The organism is Geodermatophilus sp. SYSU D00815 (genome assembly GCF_054050035.1).
In genome coordinates, this window is sequence record NZ_JBJGYO010000018.1 from 70,783 (window position 1) to 92,911 (window position 22,129).

General features: G+C 75.9%; 21 protein-coding genes. 15 read left to right on the forward strand and 6 right to left on the reverse strand.

The features are described 5' to 3' along the window. Positions 1 to 7 precede the first annotated feature (7 nt). From secA to ACI78S_RS18075, 3 genes are all read left to right on the forward strand, one after another. Positions 8 to 2,974, forward strand: a complete 2,967-nt coding sequence (gene secA / locus ACI78S_RS18065) for a preprotein translocase subunit SecA (protein WP_456975837.1) — start codon at positions 8 to 10, stop codon at positions 2,972 to 2,974. 133 nt (positions 2,975 to 3,107) lie between these two features. Beyond that, entirely contained in the window at positions 3,108 to 5,318 is a 2,211-nt protein-coding gene (locus ACI78S_RS18070; RefSeq protein ID WP_456975839.1) for a carbon starvation CstA family protein, read from the forward strand. Continuing rightward, complete coding sequence (locus tag ACI78S_RS18075) at positions 5,315 to 5,515, forward strand: YbdD/YjiX family protein (protein WP_456975841.1); 201 nt, start codon at positions 5,315 to 5,317, stop codon at positions 5,513 to 5,515. Before ACI78S_RS18070 ends, ACI78S_RS18075 begins: the two co-directional genes overlap by 4 nt. Before the next feature lie 49 nt (positions 5,516 to 5,564). Here the strand turns inward: ACI78S_RS18075 and ACI78S_RS18080 are convergent, their stop codons facing one another. Both ACI78S_RS18080 and ACI78S_RS18085 read right to left on the reverse strand, forming a co-directional pair. After that, on the reverse strand, positions 5,565 to 6,098 hold the full coding sequence (locus tag ACI78S_RS18080) for an Rv3235 family protein (RefSeq protein ID WP_456975843.1): 534 nt from the start codon (positions 6,096 to 6,098) through the stop codon (positions 5,565 to 5,567). A gap of 90 nt (positions 6,099 to 6,188) precedes the next feature. Beyond that, positions 6,189 to 6,875, reverse strand: coding sequence for a LysM peptidoglycan-binding domain-containing protein (locus ACI78S_RS18085; RefSeq protein WP_456975845.1), 687 nt, complete (start codon positions 6,873 to 6,875; stop codon positions 6,189 to 6,191). A 99-nt stretch (positions 6,876 to 6,974) separates the two neighbouring features. Here ACI78S_RS18085 and ACI78S_RS18090 point away from each other — a divergent pair, with 99 nt between their 5' ends. After that, positions 6,975 to 7,544 carry a hypothetical protein gene (locus ACI78S_RS18090; protein WP_456975847.1) on the forward strand — a complete coding sequence of 190 codons (570 nt, stop codon included), beginning with the start codon at positions 6,975 to 6,977 and terminating at the stop codon, positions 7,542 to 7,544. A gap of 9 nt (positions 7,545 to 7,553) precedes the next feature. On the opposite strand, the gene ACI78S_RS18095 is transcribed toward ACI78S_RS18090, so the two are convergent. After that, positions 7,554 to 7,841, reverse strand: coding sequence for a helix-turn-helix domain-containing protein (locus tag ACI78S_RS18095; protein WP_456975849.1), 288 nt, complete (start codon positions 7,839 to 7,841; stop codon positions 7,554 to 7,556). 196 nt (positions 7,842 to 8,037) lie between these two features. Between ACI78S_RS18095 and ACI78S_RS18100 the strand changes: the two genes are divergently transcribed. From ACI78S_RS18100 to ACI78S_RS18115, 4 genes are all read left to right on the forward strand, one after another. After that, a complete protein-coding gene (locus tag ACI78S_RS18100; protein ID WP_456975851.1) occupies positions 8,038 to 8,760 on the forward strand; it encodes an SAF domain-containing protein in 723 nt (240 codons plus the stop codon). Further along, on the forward strand, positions 8,760 to 10,055 hold the full coding sequence (locus ACI78S_RS18105; RefSeq protein WP_456975853.1) for an AAA family ATPase: 1,296 nt from the start codon (positions 8,760 to 8,762) through the stop codon (positions 10,053 to 10,055). Before ACI78S_RS18100 ends, ACI78S_RS18105 begins: the two co-directional genes overlap by 1 nt. A gap of 82 nt (positions 10,056 to 10,137) precedes the next feature. Next, a complete protein-coding gene (locus tag ACI78S_RS18110) occupies positions 10,138 to 11,517 on the forward strand; it encodes a WS/DGAT/MGAT family O-acyltransferase (protein WP_456975855.1) in 1,380 nt (459 codons plus the stop codon). Positions 11,518 to 11,592: 75 nt separating this feature from the next. Then, positions 11,593 to 12,117 carry a DUF6912 family protein gene (locus ACI78S_RS18115; RefSeq protein WP_456975857.1) on the forward strand — a complete coding sequence of 175 codons (525 nt, stop codon included), beginning with the start codon at positions 11,593 to 11,595 and terminating at the stop codon, positions 12,115 to 12,117. A gap of 13 nt (positions 12,118 to 12,130) precedes the next feature. Here the strand turns inward: ACI78S_RS18115 and ACI78S_RS18120 are convergent, their stop codons facing one another. Beyond that, complete coding sequence (locus ACI78S_RS18120; protein WP_456975859.1) at positions 12,131 to 16,276, reverse strand: FtsK/SpoIIIE domain-containing protein; 4,146 nt, start codon at positions 16,274 to 16,276, stop codon at positions 12,131 to 12,133. A gap of 153 nt (positions 16,277 to 16,429) precedes the next feature. On the opposite strand from ACI78S_RS18120, the gene ACI78S_RS18125 reads away from it, so the two are divergent. Both ACI78S_RS18125 and ACI78S_RS18130 read left to right on the forward strand, forming a co-directional pair. Beyond that, entirely contained in the window at positions 16,430 to 16,723 is a 294-nt protein-coding gene (locus tag ACI78S_RS18125) for a WXG100 family type VII secretion target (protein ID WP_456975861.1), read from the forward strand. A gap of 183 nt (positions 16,724 to 16,906) precedes the next feature. Then, positions 16,907 to 17,413 (forward strand): MaoC family dehydratase, encoded by a 507-nt coding sequence (locus ACI78S_RS18130; RefSeq protein WP_456975863.1) that lies wholly within the window; start codon positions 16,907 to 16,909, stop codon positions 17,411 to 17,413. A gap of 116 nt (positions 17,414 to 17,529) precedes the next feature. Here the strand turns inward: ACI78S_RS18130 and ACI78S_RS18135 are convergent, their stop codons facing one another. Together ACI78S_RS18135 and ACI78S_RS18140 are read right to left on the reverse strand one after the other, a co-directional pair. After that, positions 17,530 to 18,096 (reverse strand): putative glycolipid-binding domain-containing protein, encoded by a 567-nt coding sequence (locus ACI78S_RS18135; RefSeq protein ID WP_456975865.1) that lies wholly within the window; start codon positions 18,094 to 18,096, stop codon positions 17,530 to 17,532. Between the two features lie 11 nt (positions 18,097 to 18,107). Then, positions 18,108 to 18,548: an NUDIX hydrolase gene (locus ACI78S_RS18140; RefSeq protein WP_456975867.1), complete on the reverse strand. Its 441-nt coding sequence runs from the start codon at positions 18,546 to 18,548 to the stop codon at positions 18,108 to 18,110. Between the two features lie 98 nt (positions 18,549 to 18,646). On the opposite strand from ACI78S_RS18140, the gene ACI78S_RS18145 reads away from it, so the two are divergent. From ACI78S_RS18145 to ACI78S_RS18165, 5 genes are all read left to right on the forward strand, one after another. Next, entirely contained in the window at positions 18,647 to 19,270 is a 624-nt protein-coding gene (locus ACI78S_RS18145; RefSeq protein ID WP_456975869.1) for a DUF6758 family protein, read from the forward strand. A 102-nt stretch (positions 19,271 to 19,372) separates the two neighbouring features. Beyond that, positions 19,373 to 19,531, forward strand: a complete 159-nt coding sequence (locus ACI78S_RS18150) for a hypothetical protein (protein WP_456975871.1) — start codon at positions 19,373 to 19,375, stop codon at positions 19,529 to 19,531. Position 19,532: 1 nt separating this feature from the next. Further along, a complete protein-coding gene (locus ACI78S_RS18155; protein WP_456975873.1) occupies positions 19,533 to 20,219 on the forward strand; it encodes a PH domain-containing protein in 687 nt (228 codons plus the stop codon). Positions 20,220 to 20,257: 38 nt separating this feature from the next. Then, on the forward strand, positions 20,258 to 21,115 hold the full coding sequence (locus tag ACI78S_RS18160; protein WP_456975875.1) for a PHP domain-containing protein: 858 nt from the start codon (positions 20,258 to 20,260) through the stop codon (positions 21,113 to 21,115). A gap of 37 nt (positions 21,116 to 21,152) precedes the next feature. Continuing rightward, entirely contained in the window at positions 21,153 to 22,007 is an 855-nt protein-coding gene (locus ACI78S_RS18165; protein ID WP_456975877.1) for a RecB family exonuclease, read from the forward strand. The last annotated feature ends 122 nt before the right edge of the window (positions 22,008 to 22,129 follow it).

A 22,129-nucleotide genomic window follows, 5' to 3' on the forward strand; every position in this document is an offset into this window, starting at 1 on the left:
TGGAGCCGTGGTGTTCACGAAGCTGTTGCGTGCCGGTGAGGGCAAGATCCTCCGTCGCCTGTCCAAGATCGCCGACGCCGTGGAGTCGCTGGCGGACGAGACGGCCGAGCTCACCGACGCGGAGCTGCGGGCCAGGACCGAGGAGTTCAAGGAGCGCTACGCCGACGGCGAGACGCTCGACGAGCTGCTGCCGGAGGCGTTCGCCGTCGTCCGGGAGGCGGCCACCCGCACGCTGGGCCAGCGGCACTACCGGGTGCAGATCATGGGCGGCGCCGCGCTGCACCTGGGCAACGTCGCGGAGATGAAGACCGGTGAGGGCAAGACGCTGACCGGTGTCCTGCCCGCCTACCTCAACGCGATCGCCGGCAGGGGTGTCCACGTCATCACGACGAACGACTACCTGGCCAAGCGCGACGCCGAGTGGATGGGCCGCGTCCACCACTTCCTCGGGCTCAAGGTCGGCGTCATCCTCTCCGGCCAGACCCCGGCGGTGCGCCGCGAGCAGTACGCCTGCGACATCACCCACGGCACCAACAACGAGTTCGGCTTCGACTACCTGCGCGACAACATGGCGTGGAGCAAGGCCGACCTGGTCCAGCGCGGGCACTTCTACGCGATCGTCGACGAGGTCGACTCGATCCTCATCGACGAGGCGCGGACGCCGCTGATCATCAGCGGCCCGGCCGAGCAGAGCGCGAAGTGGTACCAGGAGTTCGCGCGCATCGCGCCGCTGCTGAAGAAGGACGTGCACTACGAGGTGGAGGAGGCCAAGCGGACGGTCGCCATCACCGAGGAGGGCGTGGAGTTCGTCGAGGACCAGCTCGGCATCGACAACCTCTACGAGGCGGTCAACACCCCGCTGATCGGCTACCTGAACAACGCGCTCAAGGCCAAGGAGCTCTTCCACCGCGACCAGCAGTACATCGTCAGCAACGGCGAGGTGCTCATCGTCGACGAGTTCACCGGCCGCGTGCTCGCCGGGCGGCGCTACAACGAGGGCATGCACCAGGCCATCGAGGCCAAGGAGAAGGTGCAGATCAAGGACGAGAACCAGACGCTCGCCACGATCACCCTGCAGAACTACTTCCGGCTCTACGAGAAGCTGGCCGGGATGACCGGTACGGCCTCCACCGAGGCCGCCGAGCTGCACCAGACCTACAAGCTCGGCGTCGTGCCCATCCCGACGAACAAGCCGATGATCCGCGAGGACAAGCCGGACGTCATCTACAAGACGGAGAAGGCGAAGTTCGAGGCGCTGGTCGAGGACATCGCCGAGCGGCACGAGGCCGGCCAGCCGGTCCTGGTCGGCACCGCGAGCGTCGAGAAGTCGGAGATCCTGTCGAAGTTCCTGCTCCGGCGCGGCATCCCGCACGAGGTGCTCAACGCGAAGAACCACGCGCGGGAGGCGCACATCGTCGCCCAGGCGGGGCGGCTCGGCGCGGTGACCGTGTCGACCAACATGGCCGGCCGCGGCACCGACATCCAGCTCGGCGGCAACCCCGACTTCATCGCCGACGAGGCGCTGCGCGCCCGCGGCCTGTCCCCGGCTGAGACGCCGGAGGAGTACGAGGCCGCCTGGGACGACGCCCTCGAGGAGGCCAAGGCCCAGGTCAAGGCGGAGCACGAGCAGGTGGTCGAGGCCGGCGGCCTGTACGTGCTGGGCACCGAGCGGCACGAGAGCCGGCGGATCGACAACCAGCTGCGCGGCCGCTCCGGCCGGCAGGGCGACCCGGGGGAGTCGCGGTTCTACCTCTCCCTCGGCGACGACCTGATGCGCCGGTTCAACGGCCCGATGCTCGAGTCGATGATGAACACGCTGCGCGTCCCCGACGACCAGCCGATCGAGTCGAAGATGGTCACCCGGGCGATCCGCTCGGCGCAGACCCAGGTGGAGCAGCAGAACTTCGAGGTCCGCAAGGACGTCCTCAAGTACGACGAGGTGCTCAACCGCCAGCGCACCGTCATCTACGACGAGCGGCGCAAGATCCTCGACGGCGCCGACCTGGCCGACCAGGTGCAGGCGATGCTCGACGACGTCGTGCGGGCCTACGTGGTCGGCGCGACCGAGACCGGCTACGCCGAGGACTGGGACCTCGAGCAGCTGTGGACCGGGCTCAAGGCGCTGTACCCGGTGGGCGTCACCGTCGACGAGGTGCTGGAGGAGGTCGCCGACGGCGACCAGGCGGCGCTGACGGCGAAGGAGCTCGAGCAGGCGCTGCTCGCCGACGTGCACCGCGCCTACGACGAGCGCGAGGCCAAGCTCGGCGCCGAGGTGATGCGGGAGCTCGAGCGGCGGGTGCTGCTGAGCGTGCTCGACCGCAAGTGGCGCGAGCACCTCTACGAGATGGACTACCTGCGGGCCGGCATCCACCTGCGCGCGATGGCCAACCGCGACCCGGTCGTGGAGTACCAGCGCGAGGGCTACGACATGTTCAACGCGATGCTCGACGGCATCAAGGAGGAGTCGGTCGGCTTCCTGTTCAACCTCGAGGTCAAGACCAAGGAGGAGCAAGAGGCCGAGGCGAGGGCCAAGCAGGCCGAGGCCGAGGCCCGCGCGCTGGCCGCCGCCCAGGAGGGGACGGCGAAGGTGCTGGCCCGGGCGAAGGCCCAGGAGGACGCGGCGCGCAAGGCCGCGGCCGGCGGGGGCACGGCGACCGCGCGGCGGGGCCGCAAGCCCGCCGCCGAGGCGGCACCGGCGGCACCGGTGGCCGACCCGGCGCCGGCCGCCGACGCGGAGGAGCCGGTGGCCTCGGGCACCGGCCCGCAGCTTGCGGTGAAGGGCCTCGACGCCCCGAAGCCGCCGCAGAACCTGAGCTACTCGGCGCCGAGCCTCGACGCCTCCCCCAAGGAGAGCGGTGCGGCCAAGGCGGCCAAGACCGCGACGGTGACGGGGACCAAGGAGCCCGCGCGCAACGCGCCCTGCCCGTGCGGGTCGGGGAAGAAGTACAAGTTCTGCCACGGGGCTTCCCGCTAGCCCACGGCGCTGCCCGGCCGGGGGACGGCCGGGCAGCCGCGCTCCCGAGTGGTGGAGCAGGCCCGGGCGTCGCACCATCGTGCTGTCCTCGGGCAGCGCCGTCCGGGCGCCGCCCGGTGCACGGGAGGCGCGCATGTCTACGGTGGTGAGCAGGGACGAGGCGGGCAGGGGCGACGGACCGGTCGGCACCCGCCGTCGGCCGTCGGTGCGGTCGGTGGTGGTCTGGCTCGCCGTCGCGGTGGTCGGCGCGGTGGCCTGGACGGTCCTGGCGCTGGCCAGGGGCGAGACGGTGTCGGCGCTGTGGATCCTCTTCGCCGCCCTGTGCTCGTACGCGATCGCCTACCGCTTCTACGCGCGGTTCATCGCCCACCGCGCCCTGAGGGTGGACGACCGGCGGGCCACGCCGGCCGAGCGCCTGGAGAACGGGATCGACTTCGACGTCACCGACCGGCGCGTGCTCTTCGGGCACCACTTCGCCGCGATCGCCGGGGCCGGCCCGCTCGTGGGCCCGGTGCTGGCCGCCCAGATGGGCTACCTGCCGGGCACCATCTGGATCATCGTCGGCGTCATCTTCGCCGGGGCGGTGCAGGACATGACGGTCCTGTTCTTCTCGATGCGCCGCAACGGCAAGAGCCTCGGCCAGATGGTGCGCGAGGAGATCGGCATCGTCGGTGGCATCGCGGCGCTGATCGCCGTCTTCGCCATCATGATCATCATCCTGGCGGTGCTGGCGCTCATCGTCGTCAACGCCCTGGCCGAGTCGCCCTGGGGCGTCTTCTCCATCGCGCTGACCATCCCGATCGCGCTGTTCATGGGCGTCTACCTGCGCCGGCTCCGACCCGGACGGGTGCTCGAGGCCACCGGGATCGGCGTCGTCCTGCTGCTGCTCGCCGTGATCGGCGGCGGCTGGATCGACGACACCGGCCTGGGCGAGGCGCTGACCCTGTCGCGGGAGTGGCTGGTCCTCGCGCTGGTGGTCTACGGCTTCGTCGCCTCGGTGCTGCCGGTGTGGCTGCTGCTCACCCCGCGCGACTACCTGTCGACGTTCATGAAGATCGGCGTGATCGTGCTGCTGGCGGTCGGCCTGCTGCTGGCCCGGCCGGTGCTGCAGGCCGACGCGGTCAGCGAGTTCGCCCGGGAGGGGACCGGTCCGGTCTTCGCCGGCTCGCTGTTCCCGTTCGTCTTCATCACCATCGCCTGCGGCGCGCTCTCGGGCTTCCACGCCCTGATCTCGTCCGGGACGACGCCGAAGATGGTGGCCAAGGAGAGCCAGGTCCGGCTGATCGGCTACGGCGGCATGCTGATGGAGTCCTTCGTCGCCATCAGCGCGCTGATCGCCGCGGTGGTCATCGACCAGGGGCTCTACTTCGCCATGAACGCCCCGGCCGGCGCGACCGGGGGCACCGCCGAGTCCGCCGCCGCGTTCGTCAACGGCCTCGGCTTCGACACGACGGCGCAGGACCTGGCCGCGGCCTCGGCGGCGGTCCAGGAGGACACCCTCGTCTCCCGCACCGGTGGTGCGCCGACGCTGGCCGTCGGCATCTCCAACATCCTGGCGGAGGGCTTCGGCGGGAACCTGCAGGCCTTCTGGTACCACTTCGCGATCATGTTCGAGGCGCTGTTCATCCTCACCGCCGTCGACGCCGGCACCCGGGTGGGGCGGTTCATGCTGCAGGACACGATCGGCAACGTCTGGAAGAAGTTCGGCGACCTGTCCTGGCGGCCCGGCAACATCCTGGCCAGCGCGATCACCGTGGGCCTGTGGGGCTACATCCTCTACGTCGGCGTGACCGACCCCCTGGGCGGCGTCAACCAGCTCTTCCCGCTGTTCGGCATCGCCAACCAGCTGCTGGCCGCGATCGCGCTGACGCTGGTCACCGTCCTGCTGATCAAGCACGGCAGGATCAGGTACGCGTGGGTGACCGCGGTGCCGCTGGTGTGGGACCTCGTCGTCACGATGACGGCGAGCTGGCAGAAGGTCTTCTCCGCGGACCCCGCCGTGGGGTACTTCGCGCAGCGTCAGCGGTACGCCGACGCCCTCGACGCGGGCGAGGTGCTGGCGCCCGCGCAGGACCAGACCCAGATGGAGCAGGTCGTCTTCAACTCCACCCTCAACGGCGTCCTGCAGGCGGTCTTCGCGCTGCTGGTGATCGTCGTGGTGGTGAACGCCGTCGTGGTGATCGGGCGGGCCCTGCGCGCCCGCGGTCCCGTGCCCACGACCGAGGTCCCGGCCGAGCCGTCGAGGCTGGTCGAGCCGTCCGGGCTGTTCCCCACCGCCGAGGAGAGACGCGCGATGGCCGAGCACTCCCGGCTGGTTGGCAGCGGCTCGGGGCACGGGACGTGAGCGCCTCCCCGGCCGCCTCGCTGGCCCGGGCCTGGCGGGGCGTGCGGTGGTACCTGCGGGAGTGGAGCGGGGAGGCGGGCTGGGACCGCTACCTCGAGCACTGCGCCGCGCACGGTCACGAGCCGATGAGCCGGCGGGAGTTCGAGCGGCGGCGGGCCGACGCCCGCGAGCGGGCGGTGGTCGGGCGCTGCTGCTGAACCCCTCCGTTCCGGTGCCGGCGGGCAGGGGCGTCATCCGCGGGGGGCGTCAGCCGATCTGCAGCGCCGTGCACCGCCAGCGGCCGTCGATGCCCTCCAGCCGGGCGGCGAGGGCGTGGGCGCGCCCGCCCCGGCGGGCCACCGCGCTGATCTCGGCGACGCCGTCGACCGGCTCGCACACGTGGACCGGACCGAGGACCAGCGGGGCGGTGCCCACCGTGCACCACCGCGGCCGGTGGCCCCGGGACAGCGCGGTCCACACGCCGTGGGAGATCAGCGGCCGGAGCTGGCTCATCGGACGGCGGCCGGCCAGCGCCTCGAGCGCCGTGACCAGCAGCCGGCGGCCGGACTGCCGGAGGTCGGGGAGGTCCGCGCGCAGCGACCAGGTGGGGCCGAAGTCGCCGTCGGGTCCCGCGACCGCCGGCCCGGAGCGCGGGCGCGGACCGGGCCGGTGCGGGGGGCGGGGCGGCCGGACGCCCGGCACCACGAGCCGCAACGGGGTCCGCTGGTCCTCCAGCGGCGGTTGCGGGGTCGGCACCACGGTCAGGTGCAGGACGGGTGACGCGGGCGTGGGTGCGCTCATGGCGGGCTCCCTCGTGGGGTCGGTGCGGGTGGCGGACGCCGGGGGAGCGGCGGGAGCGGTTGGTCCTCGCGGGCCGGGTCTGCTCGGGGGTCAGGTCGAGCGGGGTGGGTGGAGCACCTGGCCGGGGAGCAGCAGGTCGGGGTCGGGCCCGATCACCGCGGCGTTGGCCGACCACCACGCCGTGACGGCGTCGGCGATCGCGCGGTCGCCGGGTACGGCTCCGGTCGTGCGCCGCAGGTACGCCTCGGCGATGTCCCACAGGCAGTCCCCGCGCACGACGACGTGCTCGTCCCCCGCGGGCGCCGGCGCCTCCGACGCAGCGGCCGGCGCCTCGACCTGCGGCCAGTCCGGCGCCGTGCCGGCCGGGGTCCGGGGCCAGTCGGGCGCCGCCGTCACCGGCGGGGCGGCCGGCGCGGCGACGGCGAGCGCCGGGGCGCCGAGACCTGCGCCGATGCCGATGCCCAGCGCCACGGCCGTGGCCCGGCGGGCCCCGGCGGGCAGCACCACCCGCAGCAGGCAGCGGGCGGCGGCGCCGGCCAGGCCCGGGAGCGCCCCGGCGGCGGTCAACGCCAGCCCGACGGCGCCCCAGGCCCACACGGACCAGGCGAGCAGCGCGGCCCAGGCCAGCACGACGACGTCCGGCCCGGACGCGTCGGACAGCCCCTGCGGGTGCGTCACCGCCTGACGGAGGACCTCGGGCTCGGGGCCGAGAGCCGCCAGCCCGAGCGCGACCAGGGCCATCGCCAGCGCCGTGGCGAGCAGCCGTCGTCCCGACACATCGCCTCCTTTCGCCGTGACGCAACGAGACTAAAGCAATCAAATGCAAGTAAACGCAAGAGTCTTCGACGATCTAAGCTGAGCGGGAGGAGGTGCCGGATGCGGTGGCAGCACTTGTTCGCCGACCTGCAGGCGCAGTTCGACGAGGCCGGGGCGGCCGCGGACCGCGCCGAGTGGGCCTCGCGTGCGCGCTCGGAGGTCGGCGCCGTGCGCTTGGTCGACCGGGTGGCGGGAGCCCTGGGGGCGCCCGTCGCGCTGCGCTGCCGCGGGACCGGTCAGCTCACCGGAACGCTGGTCGAGATCGGCAGCGACTGGCTGCTGGTCGAGGAGGACGCCGGGCGCGAGGCGCTGGTCGCCGCCGCGGCGGTGCTCGTCGTCGGCGGGCTCGGCCGGCAGACCGCGGCGGCGACGGACGGGGGCGCCGTGCGGCCCCGGCTGGACCTGCGGTGGGCGGTGCGCGCGCTGGCGCGGGACCGCAGCGCGGTGCAGGTGGTGCTCGGGGACGGCGCGGTGCTGACCGGGACGGTGGACCGGGTCGGCGCGGACTTCCTCGAGCTCGCCCTGCACGACCTCGACGAGCCCCGGCGGGCCGGCGCCGTGCGCGCGGTGCTGGCCGTCGCGCTCAGCGCGGTGTCGGTGGTGCGGACCGCGCCGGCCGGGGGCGGGTGATCCGGCGGTTCAGCGCCGGCGCCGGCCTCCGGTGGGGACCGACGGCTCGTCGGCCCCGGTCACCTGCTCGGCGGGGGCGGCGGGCGCGGGCTCCTCGGGCACCGTCCCGGCCCGTGCCTCGGCGTACTTCTGCTGGATGAAGCGCTCGAGCTCGTCGACCTCGACCCGCCACTGACCGCGGCCGCCGATCTGGATGGCGATCAGCTCCTTGCGCCGGACCAGCGCATAGGCCTGCGACCACGACACGTTGAGGATCTCCGCGACGTCGTCGAGGGTCAGGAAGCGGGGTGTGGGCATCGGTGCGTCTCCGTCCGTCGGGGTCAGTGTGTCAGCCGCACCGGTGGCAGGTGACCACCGTCCACACCCGAACGTGTGGACGGCGAATGCACGCACCCGTGCCCGTATCGCATCATCTGCTCCCGATCGACGCCGAGCGGCGGCGTCGACGTCGACTCGCGCTCCCGGAGGCCGGGAGGAACCGGAGGAACTCCGCGTGACCGCCGTGCGCCCCGCTCCCTCGGCCGGTGCTCGCTCGGGCGCCGGGCCGTCCCCGGAGCTGCCCGGACCGTCGCCACGGCGGGTCCGGCCGCCGCGGTGGCTCGACCTGCGGCTGGTCCTCGGCGTGCTCCTCGTGCTCGGCTCGGTGCTGCTCGGGGCGCGGGTGGTCGCGGCCGCGGACGCCACCGTGCCGGTGTGGGCGGCATCCGGGGACCTCGCGGCGGGCACCGTGCTCACCGCCGACGACCTGGTGCGGGTCGACGTCCGGCTGGACGGCACCGGGCAGGCGTACCTGTCGACGACGACCCGTCCGGAGGGGCGGACGCTGGCGCGCGCGGTCCGGGACGGGGAGCTCCTGCCGCGGTCCGCGCTCGTCGAACCGGAGGACCTCGTGCAGCTCGCGCTGCCGGTGCAGTCCGGGTTCGTCCCGCCGAGCCTGCGGCGGGGCCAGCTCGTCGACGTGTACGCGGTGGCCGACCCCGCGGCGGGGGCGACCGCCGTGGCGGACGGCTCGGTGACGCGGGTCGTGTCCTCCGCGCCCGTGCAGGCGGTCTCCGGCCGGTCGGAGGGCGTGCTCTCCACGCCGACCACGACCGTCCAGGTGGTCGTCTCGGTCGACGCCGACGAGGCCTCCGACGTGCTCGCCGCGATCGGCGGGCGGCCCCTGGTCGTGGTCGTCCACGACTCGGTCGACGCCCCGGCGGAGCCGGCCGACTGATGGCCGTGCAGGTCTTCACCGCCGTCACCGGCGCGTCCTGGGAGTCGGAGCTGGTGGGCGCCCTCGACCGGGCCGACCACGGGGTCGCCGTCGTCCGCCGGTGCGTCGACGTCTCGGAGCTGCTGGCGGCGGCCGCCACCGGTACGGGGCAGGCCGCGCTCCTGTCGGCGGACCTGCGCCGGCTCGACGGGGAGGCGGTGGCGCGGCTGGAGGCGGCCGGGGTCGCCGTCGTCGGGCTGGTGGAGCCCGGCGACGACCGTGCCGCCGACCGGCTGCGCCAGCTCGGCGTCGCCCGGGTCCTGCCGGCCGACGCCGAGCCCGGCGCCATCGCCCGCGCGCTGCGGGAGGCGGTGGACCGCGGCCCCACCGGTGGACGGGACGTGGGCGACCCGCGGGCCGCGCTGCCCGCGCTCGGTGCGCCGGAGGTCGCCGCGGAGCACCCCGCCGGGCGGGGCCGCGTCGTCGCCGTCTGGGGACCGATCGGCGCGCCGGGCCGGACCACCGTCGCGGTGGGGGTGGCCGACGAGGCCTCCCGGCTCGGCGTCCCCACCCTGCTGGTCGACGCCGACGTGTACGGCGGCGTGGTCGCCCAGGTCCTGGGGCTGCTCGACGAGTCGCCGGGGGTGGCCGGTGCGGCCCGGCAGGCGGCTCTCGGCACCCTGGACGTCGGCGCGCTCGCGCGGCTGGCCTGGACGGTCCGCCCGCGCCTGCGGGTGCTCACCGGGCTGGCCCGTGCGGACCGCTGGCCGGAACTGCGGCCCCGCGCGGTGGGCGCGGTGCTCGACGAGGCCCGCCGGCTGGCCGAGCTGACGGTGGTGGACTGCTCCTTCTGCCTAGAGGAGGACGAGGAGCTGTCGTTCGACACCGCCGCCCCACGGCGCAACGGCGCCACCCTCGCCGTGCTGGAGGCCGCCGACACGGTGCTGTGCGTGAGCGGGGCGGACCCGGTCGCGCTGCAGCGGACGGTCCGGGCGCTCGGCGAACTGGCGGACGTCCTGCCGGAGGTCGACCCCGTGCTGGTCGTGAACCAGGTGCGGCGGGGCCCGGTGCCGGGTGACGCCCGGACGGAGATCGCCGAGGCCCTGGAGCGCTTCGCCGGCCGGACGGTCGGGTTCTTCCTGCCGGCCGACCGCCGGGCGACCGACGCCGCGCTGGCCGCCGGCCGGACGCTGGCCGAGGTGACGCCGGCGTCGCCGCTGCGAGCCGCCCTGCGCACCCTGGCCGCGCAGGTCGCCGGTGTCCCCGAGCCCGCTGCGGCCGGGCGCCGGTGGGGCGGCCGCCGGCGCGCCGGGTGAACCACCGGGTGACGGTGGTCGCACACGGCTGTGCCTCGGGCCGGCCCGCCGTACTTTGGAGCCCCCGCCCACGAGGAGAGCGATGGTCGAGCGGCTGACCGCACTGGACGCCTCGTTCCTCTACCTGGAGGAACGGCTCAACCCGATGCACGTCGGCGGCGTGCTCGTCCTCGACGCCCCCCCGGACGGGCTGGAGCCCCTCGAGGCGCTCGTCGCCGCCCGGCTGCCGCTGGTCCCGCGGTACCGCCAGCGCGTGCTCGAGGTCCCCGGCAACCTGGCCAGCCCCGTCTGGGCCGACGACCCCGACTTCGACTGCACCTACCACGTCCGGCGCTCCGCGCTGCCCCGCCCCGGGACCGAGGCGCAGCTGATGGAGCTGGTGTCGCGGCTGATGTCCCGCCCGCTGGACCGCAGCCGCCCGCTGTGGGAGCTGTACCTGGTCGAGGGGCTGGCGGGGAACCGGGTCGCCGTCGTCACCAAGACCCACCCCGCCCTGGTCGACGGCCTCAGCGCCATCGACATCGGCCAGGTGCTCCTCGATCCCGAACCTGACGCACCCGCGCCCCCGGTGGGGGAGTGGACGCCCGCCCGGCCGCCCGGCGCGGCGGCGCTCGTCCTGCAGGCGCTCGAGGAGTACGCCCGCCGCCCCACGGCCGCCCTCGACGCGGCCCGGCACGCGGTCACCGACGTCCGGGCCAACGCGGCGCGGGTGGCCGGCATCGGCCGGGACCTGCTGCGCGCGGCGCGTTCGGCGGTCTTCCCCGCTCCGCACACGCCGCTCAACCGGACCACCGGCCGGCAGCGGCGGGTCGCCGTGGCCCGGGCCGACCTCGAGGACGTCAAGAAGGTCCGCAGCCTGCACGGCGGGACGGTCAACGACGTGCTGCTGACGGTGGTGACCGGCGCGCTGCGCGAGTGGCTGCTCTCCCGCGGGGAGCCGGTCACGGGTTCGACGTCGGTGCGCGCGCTCGTGCCGGTGTCCCTGCAGGACGCCGACGCCTCGCCCGGCGGCCGGGTGGCCGCCTTCCTGGTCGACCTGCCGGTCGGGGAGCCCAACCCCGGCGTCCGCCTGGCGCGGCTGGGCTACGCGATGCGCGGCGTCGCGCTGCACGGGCAGTCGGTCGGCGCCGACCGGCTCATCGCCCTCACCGGGTTCGCGCCCCCGACCATGCACGCCCTCGGCGTGCGGGCCGCGCGGGGTCTGTCGCGCCGGCTGTTCAACCTCGTCGTGACCAACGTGCCGGGTCCGCAGGTGCCGCTCTACGCGGCCGGGAGCCGGGTGCTGGAGGTGTTCCCCGTCGTGCCCCTGGCCCGCGGGCAGGGGTTGTCCATCGGCATCACCAGCTACGACGGCCGCGTCTTCATCGGCCTCAACGCCGACCGGGACGGCGTCGGGGACGTCGACGTCCTGGCCGACCTCATCGAGCAGGAGGTCGCCGAGCTGGTCCACGCGGCGGCCTGAGCCCGGCGGACCGGTCGCCGCGGCCCGGCGCTCCCGCGTTACGGTCGCCGTCCACCGACGAAGGGAGCCAACCGGGTGCGCGTGTACCTGCCGGCGACGACCACGCTGCTGCGGACGCTGGTGGACGAGGGCCGGCTGCCCGGACCGCACACCGCGTTCGCGGTGACGCCCGCGCTGCGGGACTTCTACGCGGTCAGCGAGGCCGAGGCGGACACCGAGGAGCTGGAGTACGCGGCGCTGCTGACCGCGGCCCGCGCCAGCCTGCGGCTGCTCGACGTCGACCCGACCGCCGCCCGCCGGCGGGTGGTGCTGGCCGCCGACGTGCCCGACCCCGCCGTCGAGCTGCGGGACGACCCGGCGCGGGACCCGGACGCCGACCGGGGCACGGTCCGGGTCGCCGGGGACATCGCCCTGCGGGACGTGGCCAGCGCCCACATCGACGGCGCCGAGGCGGAGGACGACGTGCGCGCCGCGGTCGACGTGGTCCTGGAGGCCGACCTCGGCAGCGACGACGCGCAGTTCGTCGTCGACCAGGCCGAGGGGCACGAGCTGGCCTGGTACGCGACGCAGGAGATCGGCCCCGCGCTCGACCTCCTCTGACGGCGTCACCCGGCTACTCCCCGTCCCGGTGCCGGGCCACCTGCACCCGCTGCGGCGTGCCGGCGACGACGAGCCAGCCGGACCCCGGGCGCGCGGGGACGGGCACGCGCGGGAGCCGGATGCCGAGCAGGTCGGCGTCACCGGGGCCGGGGGTCAGGAGGAGCCCGCTGCGGCTGCGCCGCAGGTCAGCTAGGGGGCCCTGGTAGTGGCGGCCGAGGTCGGCGGCCTGCCCCGCGGCGAGCACGACGACCCGGCCCGTGGCGCCGGCGCCCGGCAGCGTCGTGAGCAACGGGGCGTCGCCGAACGTGGCGACGTCGTCGACGACGACCGCTCCGGGGCGGCCCCGCAGCGACGCCGCCCAGCCCGGCAGGTCGGCCGGTGGTCCCGGCGCGAGCAGGAGCACCGCGAACCCGGCGTGCCGCAGGTGTGTGGCGAACGCCTCGAGGGCCGCGGTGCGACCGCTCCCGGGTGGTCCCGCGACGAGGAGCCCGCCGGTGCGGCGGAGGTCCACGGACAGGACGCGGCCCTCGTCCCCGCCCGGCCCGACCGGGAGGAGCGCCGGGTCGGCCGGCCCGTCGGCGCCCGCCGGTGACGGCAGCGGCAGCCGGGGATCGGCGGGGAGCGCGGCGATGCGCAGCGCCGCGGCGTCGGGCGGCCGCAAGGTCTCCCGGACGACCGGGCGGGGGAGGGCCAGCTGGCACTCCTGGCCTGCCTCACCCAGCAGCGCCCGCCCCGGCGGCCGCGCCTCCGGCACGAGCCGGACGGGGATGCCCGCCACGGCGTAGTCGGCGCGGTCGGCCAGCGGCAGGACCAGCCGGCGGCCGGCCACGGACGCCAGCCGGCCCCCGGGCACCGCACGGTCGGCGGTGAGGACGCAGGTGAGCCCGACGGCCGCGCCGTCGCGGACCAGCCGCAGCAGCGCCGCCGAACCCTGGCCGGGGTCGGCCTGGTCGAGCTGCTCACCGGCCGCCTCCAGCCCGTCGACCAGCAGCAGCAGCGCGGGGGCGGGCGCGCCGGCCGCCCGGCCCGCGCGCCGGGCTGCCACCTCCTCGCCCAGCCGGGCCACCAGACGGACGGCGCGGAACGGGTCGTCGGCGCCCACCGCGGTTCCGGTGTGCGGCAGGCCGGCCGCCTCGCCGGCGAGCGCCCCGCCGCCGTGGTCGAGCACGTGCACGTGCAGCTCCTCGGGCGCCCGCCGGTGCACCGCCTCGGCGAGCACCGTGCGCAGCAGCGTCGTGCGACCGCTGCGCGGGCCGCCCACCGCCAGCCACCCGCCGCCGTCGGCCAGGTCGAGCTCGAGGGGTTCCTGCACCTGCGCGTCGGGACGGTCGAGCAGACCGATGCGCAGGCGCGCGCCGGACCGCCGGCCGGGCACTGCCTCGTCGAGCGCCTCGGCCGGCAGCCGGCTGGGCAGCGGCGGCTGCCACGGCCGGTGCGGCGCCCCTTCCCCGTCGTCGGCCGCGCGCCGGCGCAGCGCCGCGGACAGCCGGGCGAGGTCGCTCCCGCCGCGGGACCGGCCCGGTCCCCGGCCGGCGGGGCCACCCCCGGCCCAGTGCCAGCGCCGGACGACGGGGCCGGCGTCGGGCTCCGGCACCGGCGTGGCGGCCCGCGCCACCTGGAACTCGACGGGGGGCGCGCTCCCGGTGCGCAGCAGCGCCCGTCCGGGCAGGTCGACGGGCAGGAACGCGGGCCGGCTCGTCCCGATCACGTCGCGGGCCTCGGCCTCGTCGGCCGTCCGCAGGCAGATCCGCAGGCTGCAGTTGGCCCGGATCTCTGGGGAGACGACCCCGCCCGGTCGCTGGGTGGCCAGCACCAGGTGCACGCCGAGCGACCGGCCGCGCTGGGCGATGCCGACCAGCCCGGGCACGAACGACGGGTGCTCCTCGGCGAGGGCCGCGAACTCGTCGACCACGATCACCAGCCGCGCCAGGTCCACGGCCGCGGGCAGCGCGGACACGTCGGTCACCCCGTGCGCGGCCAGCACCGACTCGCGCCGGGTCAGCTCAGCGCCCAGGGAGCGCAGCGCCCGCTCGGTCGCCGGCCCGTCGAGGTCGGTGACCAGGCCGACGGTGTGGGGCAGCGACACCGCGTCGGCGAAGGCGGCCCCGCCCTTGTAGTCGACGAGCAGGAACGAGCAGCGGTCCGGCGGGTGGTGCAGGGCCAGGCCCGCGATCAGCGTCTGGAGCAGCTCGGACTTGCCCGACCCGGTGGTGCCGGCGACCAGAGCGTGCGGCCCCTGCCGGCCGAGGTCGACGCTCACCACGCCCTCGGCCGTGCGGCCGACCGGCGCGGTCAGGGTGTCGCGGGCCCGGTTCCAGCGACCGGTGGTGCGCCCGTCGTCGTCGAGGTGGACGCCGGGGGCGGGGAGGTCGAGCAGCCGGACCTCGCGCGGCAGCGTGGCCGCGGCGCCGGCCGGCTCGAGCACGGCCAGGTCGCGCGCCAGCTCGTCGGCGACCCCGCGGGGCAGCCGGTCCACCACCACCTCGGGCACGTCGGCCTGCCCGGCGCGGCGCAGGGTCCCGCGGGCACCCGTCTCACCGCCCAGCGCCAGCACGGCGTCGGCGGTCGCCGGCAGCAGCTGCGCCGTCGTCGCGGTCGTCAGCACTCCCACGCCCACGTCCCGCCCGGCTCGCAGGGCCGCCGCGACGCCGGGGTCGACGGGGCGGGCGAGGACGACCAGCAGCCACGGGAGGCGGGGCTCGCCGGCGGAGGGTCCCGCCCGCTCGTCCAGGGCGGCGCGCCGGGCCGCCACGACGCGGGTGACCCACCGGCGCAGCTGCTCGTCGGCCGCTGCCGCGTCGGGCCCGGCGACCGACGCGTGCTGCAGCTGGGGCAGCCAGCGCACCCACTGCCAGTCCGGGGCCGAGGCGTCGTCGGCCACCAGCGCCAGCTGCACCTCGTCGGGGCCGTGCAGGACGGCGACCTGGGCGACCACGGCGGCGAGGACACCCGCGGCCGCGGCCCGCGGCCCCACGACGGACAGGCCCGCTGCCGCGCGGAGGTCCAGGACCACGGGCAGGTGCCCGACGGTCTCCCGCCGGCGGTCGCCGTCCGGCATCACCCGGACCACGGCGCACGGACCGGACCCCGTGCCCAGCCGCACGTGCAGCGCGTCGGTGTCGCCCCGGCGACGTTCCCAGACCCGGCTCGAGCGTCGCCGGGCGGCCGTGGTGAGCGCCGCCAGGTCGGGGGAGGCGAGCTCGACCGCCAGCCGGTCGGCGCTCACGGCGGCGGCGAGGCGCCGCTCGGCCTCCGCGACGGCGGCGAGGTGCTCGGCGGCCTGCCGCCGGCCCTCGCGGCGCCCCGACCAGCGCTCCGACCACCACGTCCCCACGGCCATGACCGGGCTGAGCAGGGCGAAGAACAGGAACTGCGGGGTGCGCAGCAGCCAGGCCATCGCCACCCCCGCGACGAGGGGCACGGCGACCGCGATCCACGCGAGCCGACGGCGCGGCGGCGGGGCCGGTGGCCGCGGGAACCGGACCTCCACCTCCTGGCGCGGCTCGGCCAGCCGCGGTGCGAGCCGCAGGCGCTGTCGTCCCCCGGGCGCGGGGCGCAGGGCGGCCGTGCCGCCCTCGGGGCCGCGGACGGTGACGGCGCTGGCGCCGGTGCGCAGGACCGACCCGCTGGTCCACGCGGTCGGCGTGCCGCGCAGGTCCGTGTCGCCCAGCCGGCTGCCGTTGGTGGAGCCGAGGTCGGCCACGGTGATCCGGCCCGACTCCACGGTGATCTGCGCATGGCGGCGGGAGACGTCCGGGTCGTCGAGGCGGAAGCGGGCCCCGGCGCCCCGGCCGAGCACGTGCCTGCCCTGCCCGAGCGGCTCGGTGCGCCCGGCCTCGGGCCCCCCGACCACGTGCAGCTCCAGGGCGCTCGTGCGCCGGTCGGACGGGGGGCGCGGGCCGGGGCGGCCCCAGCCGAGCGCGGCGCCGTGCCGCAGCTGCGCAGCGGTCAGCGGGAGGTCGTCGGGCAGCCGGGTCGATCCCGCCCAGAGACCCTCGACCGGCGCGCCGAGCGCGTGCCCCAGCGCGGGGAGGACGGAGGCGAGCGTCCCCTCGTCGGACGCGGTGAGCTCCACGTCGACGGCGCCGTCGGGCGACCACAACGTCCAGCAGCGGGTGCTCGGCGGCCGCCGCCGGGACGCGGCGCGGGTCTCGGTCACCGGCGGATGGTGTCCCGCGGGGCCACGGGCGCGGGCCGCTCGGCGTCGATCTGTGGACGACCTCGGGGGTTGTGGACGGCAACGGGGGGCGTGGCCCGCTCCGGCCTAGCGTCTGCGGTCGACCGGGAGGGGCCCGGGCGCACAGGAGGAGCCGTGAAGGTCGACATCGCCACCCTGCAGCACATGGCGGGCCAGTGCCGGGCGGAGGCGGCCGACGCCACCGGACGTCAGGCCGCGCTCTCCGCCGGCATCAACACCTCGGTGCTCGACGGGTGGACCGACAGCCAGGCGGCCGCGCGGTTCACCGAGCTCTACGAGCAGTGGCGGCTGTCCGCGCAGGGGGTCGCCGACGCGCTGAACGGCATGGGCGGGCTGCTGAGCAACGTGGCGGCGTCCTACCAGCAGCACGAGGCCGACATGGCCGCGCGCATCGGTGCGCTGCTCTGACCCGGTCCTCGCCCGGGCCGCCCCCGTGCGCGGAACGGCAGCCCGGGCGGGTCGTAGGATCGGCGCCCGTCCAGACGGGTCACCGGTGCTTCGTGGTGGGCAGCCGGCGCACCGCGTACCGCGGGTGGAGCCGCGCTCTGCGATCGCCGTGCGCCCGCACGCGCCGAGATCGGGAGCGAGCAGATGCAGTTCGGTCGGTACTACGAGGAGTTCGAGGTCGGGGCGGTCTACAAGCACTGGCCCGGCAAGACCGTCACCGAGTACGACGACCACCTGTTCTGCCTCATCACGATGAACCACCACCCGCTGCACATGGACGCGCACTACGCGGCCGAGACCACCGACTTCGGCAGGAACGTGGTCGTCGGCAACTACGTCTACTCGCTGCTGCTCGGCATGAGCGTGCCCGACGTGTCGGGGAAGGCCATCGCCAACCTGGAGATCGAGTCGCTCCGGCACGTGGCGCCCACGTTCCACGGCGACACGATCTACGGCGAGACCACCGTGCTGGACAAGACGGAGTCGAAGTCGAAGGACGACCGCGGGATCGTCCACGTGGAGACGATCGGCTACAAGCAGGACGGCACGGTGGTCTGCACCTTCCGGCGCAAGGTCATGGTGCCCAAGCGGTCGTACGGCGAGAGCCGGGGCGGCGAGCAGCCCGGCCGCCCGGAGCCGGCCCGCCGGTGACGGCGGCCCGGTGACGGCGGCCCGGTGACGACGGCCCGGTGACGGCGGCCCGGTGACGACGGCCCGGTGACGACGGCCCGGCCGGTCCGGCCGGGCAGGCCGCCGGCGGACGGCGCTCAGGGCCGGACGCGGGCGGCCATGCCGGTGTAGTCGACGACGAGCCCGTCGTCGTCGACGGACAGCTCGAAGGCCCCGTGCGCCTCGTCGCTGTACTCCCACCGCCGCCCGGCGAGCCGGCGGTAGGTCTGCTCGACCCGCACCACCCGCAGCGACGGGACCTCGACCCAGGCCACCGGCGTGGTCGCGGAGGCGCCCACCGGCAGCGACGCCAGCCGGTTGATCGGGAAGGTGTTGGTCAGCGGCGTCGCGGCGACGTCGACGTCGACGCACCCGTCGAGCTCGGGGGCGCGCACGCCGTCGCGCCACCAGCGCCGCTCGGCGTCGGCCGCCAGGGCCAGCCGGTGGTCACCGTCGGCGGCCACCGACCAGGCGTCGACCCCGCGGGTGCGCCACGACCCGTCCACCTCCACGCGGAAGCCGCACGCCAGGACGGTCGCCGGGCCGGCCAGCACCTCGCTGCCGTGGAAGGTCCAGCCGTCCGCGCGGTGCTCGACGCGGGCCATGCTGTGGCCGGCGTCCTCGTCGGTCCGTCGCCACGCCAGCACCCGCACCCCGGGGTCCACGAGCGGGGAGTCTAGGAAGGGCCGGTCCCGAGCACACCCCACGCCCGCAGCGTCTCCACGAGGCGGGGAGTGCAGCCCAGCGCCGCCACGTCGTCGGGCTCCACGAACCGGGCGTCGTCGGCGTCGTCGCCGGCCACCGGCTCGGCGGCCGGGTCGAGGGGCGTGCAGGCGAGGTCGACGACGTCGTAGTCGGCCGCGTCCGCGGGGACGACGACCCGGCCCACCACGGCGCCGGGCGCCACCTCGAGGCCGGTCTCCTCGCGCACCTCGCGGACGACGGCCTGCTCGGCGGTCTCACCCGGTTCCACGCGGCCGCCGGGCAGCGACCACAGCCCCCGGCTGGGCTCCTGCCCGCGCCGGACGAGCAGCAGCCGCCCGGCGGCGTCGCGCACCACCGCCCCGACGCAGGGGACCAGCGGCCGCTCCGGGCCGGGCTGGACGGGGGAGGGCATGCGCGGCAGGCTACGCAGCCCGCACGGCTCCCGTCCGCCGGCGCCGGGCGCGGCGCTCGGCTTGACGGATGCCCCCGCTCCCAGGACGGTGATCGGCGATGAGCGTCTCGGCGGTGTGCCCCCGGTGCGGCGAGCAACTGGTCGTGCGCCCGGGGCACGACGCCCAGGCCTGGTGCCACCTGCACGGGGCGGTGACCCCGCTGCACCACACCGTGCTCATCGCCCACGACGCCATCAGCGCCGTCACCGCCGACGCCCGCGTGCCCGCCTGGGTGCCCGACCCCATGCCGACCGGCTGGACGGTCACCGGCCTCGCCTGGGGCGGCGAGCCCGGCGCGCGGGCGATCGTCGTCGACACCGCCGGACCCGCGCCCCTGGGCGGGTCGGCCGAGCTCGTCCTGGTCGCCGAGGAGCCCGGCACCGGGGTCGGCTGCGGCTACGCCGGCCTGCCCGGGCTCGACCCCGGCGACGTCATCACCGGCCCGTCGTCGGTCGACGTCAAGGCCGCCGGGCAGCGGGCGCCGCTGTGGGCGGTCCCCACCGCCGACGACCGCGCCGCGTTCGTGGGGGAGGCCTACGGCGTCTGGTTGTGGCTGGTCATGTGGCCGATGAACGCCGCGTGGCTGCTCGCCGAGCAGCTCGAGCTGCTCGACCTGCGCGACCGCCTGTACCCCGACCTGCCGCTCGGCCCGCCCAGCGAGCACCTGCTCCCGGGGAAGTAGTCGATCACCCCCGGCGCGTCCTGCCCGGGAACCGCTGGGGCCTGTGTGAGCCTTGGGACGAAGCGGTCCGCCACTCCCGGCGGCCCCGACGCGGAGGTGACGGTGAACTTGAAGAAGGTCGTCACCTGGCTGGTCGTCGCCTTCGTGGTCTTCTACGTGATCAAGTTCCCGGAGAACTCCGCCGAGTTCGTCCGCAGCGCCGGCGACGCCCTGGGCAACGCCGCCTCCTCCCTCGCGGACTTCGTCGGCTCGCTGGTCTGACGTGAGCCCGCCTGCCCGGCCCGCGGAGGGGACCGGCCGGCACCGGACCATGTACGAGGGGCGGCGGGCCCGCAAGGACGTCGCCAAGTACCTCCTGCCCGGCGAGGAGGTCATCATCGCCACGAGGCGGCACTGGGCCTCGCTGTTCGAGCCGGTCGCCAAGTCGCTGCCCGCCGTCGTCCTGGGGCTCTGGCTGCTGACCCTCGACCCCGACAACCGGGTCAGCAGCTCGGCCGGGCTGCTGCTGCTCGTCGCCGGGCTCGGCTACCTCGCCCTGCACGTCGCCGAGTGGTACATGCGCCACTTCATCGTCAGCCCCCGCCGGATGCTGCTGACCTCGGGCGTCATCGTCCGCACCGTCACCCTGCTGCCGCGGCGGCGGATCACCGACCTCACCTGGCAGGAGACGCTGTTCGGCCAGGTCTTCGGCTACGGCACCTTCCGCATCGAGTCGGCCGGCCAGCACCAGGCGCTGTCCCGGGTCACCTACCTGCCCCGCGCCGACGTCCTCTACCGCAAGATCAGCGAGCTGCTCTTCCCGGGCGACAACGGGGGCGGCGTCGACAACGGCGACCTCGGCGACGAGGAGCCGCCACTCCCACCGCCGCGGCGCCCACCCCCGCCACCGGTCGACCGGCAGGACACCGAGCCGATCCCGCGCCGTCCACCGCCGGGGACGGGACCCTGACGGCGTCCCGCAGCGCGGATCGGGCAGGGTGGACGGCGATGCGGATCGACCTGCACACCCACTCCTCGGTGTCCGACGGCACCGAGACCCCGGCCGCGCTCGTGGCCGGCGCCCGCGCGGCCGGGCTCGACGTGATCGCCCTGACCGACCACGACACCACCGACGGCTGGGTGATGGCCGCCGCGGAGCGGCCCCCCGGCCTCACCGTCATCCCGGGCATGGAGCTGTCCTGCCGCTGGTTCCCCGAGGGCGACCGGCCGATCAGCGTCCACCTGCTGGCGTACCTGTTCGACCCCCAGCACCCGGCGCTGATGAGCGAGCGCACCCGGCTGCGCGAGGAGCGGCTCGGCCGCGGGGAGAAGATCGCCGCCGCCCTGGCCGCCGCGGGCTACCCGGTCAGCTGGGAGCGGATCGTCGAGGCCAGCGAGGGCGGCGTCGTCGGCCGGCCGCACATCGCCCGCGCCCTGGTGGAGGCCGGCGTCGTCGAGTCGGTCGACCACGCCTTCGCCACGCTGCTGCACCCGCGCAGCCCCCACTACGTCGCCAAGCGCGACACCGACGTGCGCGAGGGCATCGCGCTGGTCCGCGCCGCCGGCGGCGTCCCGGTGTTCGCGCACGGGCTGGCCACCAAGCGCGGCCGGGTCGTCGGCGACGACGCCATCCGCGCGATGGCCGAGGCCGGGCTGCTCGGCCTCGAGGTCGACCACCCCGACCACAGCCCCGAGGAACGCGCGCACCTGCGCGGCCTGGCCCGGGAGCTGGGGCTGCTCACCACCGGCTCCAGCGACTACCACGGCACCAACAAGACGACGCCGATCGGCGCGTGCACCACCGATCCCGAGCAGCTGGAGGCGCTCGTCGCCGCCGGCACGGGCAGCGCGCCGTTCACCGACTGACGCCGGAACCGTCGGCGGCCCGGTTAGCCTCTGCGGCGTGAGTTCCGGCGCCGCGCAGCTCGAGATGCCGGGCATGCCCAAGCGGCTCTTCCCGGCCACGCCGAGCAAGCTCGCCTGCTTCAGCGACTGCCCGCGCCGCTACCGCTACGCCTACGTCGACCGTCCCACCCCGGCCAAGGGGCCGGCCTGGGCGCACAACAGCGTGGGCGCCGCGGTGCACGCCGCGCTGCGGTCGTGGTTCGAGCTGCCCGTCGACAAGCGGACGACCGGTGCCGCCCGGCAGCTCCTCTACAGCGCGTGGTCGCCGGCCGGCTTCCGGGACGCCGAGCAGTCCGAGCGCTGGCGCGCCCGTGCGGCGGGCTGGCTCACCGAGTACGTCGCCGGGCTCGACCCCACCGACGAGCCGGTGGGCACCGAGCGCACCGTCGGCTGCACCACGACGGCCCTCGCCCTCTCGGGCCGGGTCGACCGCATCGACCAGCGCGGCGACGAGCTGGTCGTCGTCGACTACAAGACCGGCCGCAGCGTGAGCACCGACGACGACGCCCGCGGCTCACCCGCCCTGGCCGCCTACGTGCTCGGCGTCCGCCGCACCCTGCGCCGGCCGTGCTCGCGGGTGGAGCTGCACCACCTGCCCAGCGGCACGGTGGCGGCGTTCGAGCACACCGACCGCTCGCTGGCCAACCACGTCCGCCGGGCCGAGGACGTCGCCGCCGACATCGGCGCCGCCACCCGGGCGGTGGAGGAGGGGCTGGACCCCGACCAGGCCTTCCCCGCCGCCCCCGGCCGGCAGTGCGCCTGGTGCGACTTCCGGCCGAGCTGCGCGGTCGGCCAGGCGGCCACCCCGCCGCGGGAGACCTGGAGCTTCCTGGCGGAGGACGAGGAGGCCTAGGGCGTGTCTGACGGATCTTGGCGGTCCGGATCGGCAGGCTCCGGGCGATGCGACAGCATCGAGCGGTGGTCTCCGATGAGGCGTGGGCGTGGATGGAGCCGTTGCTGCCGTCCTCGGCCGGT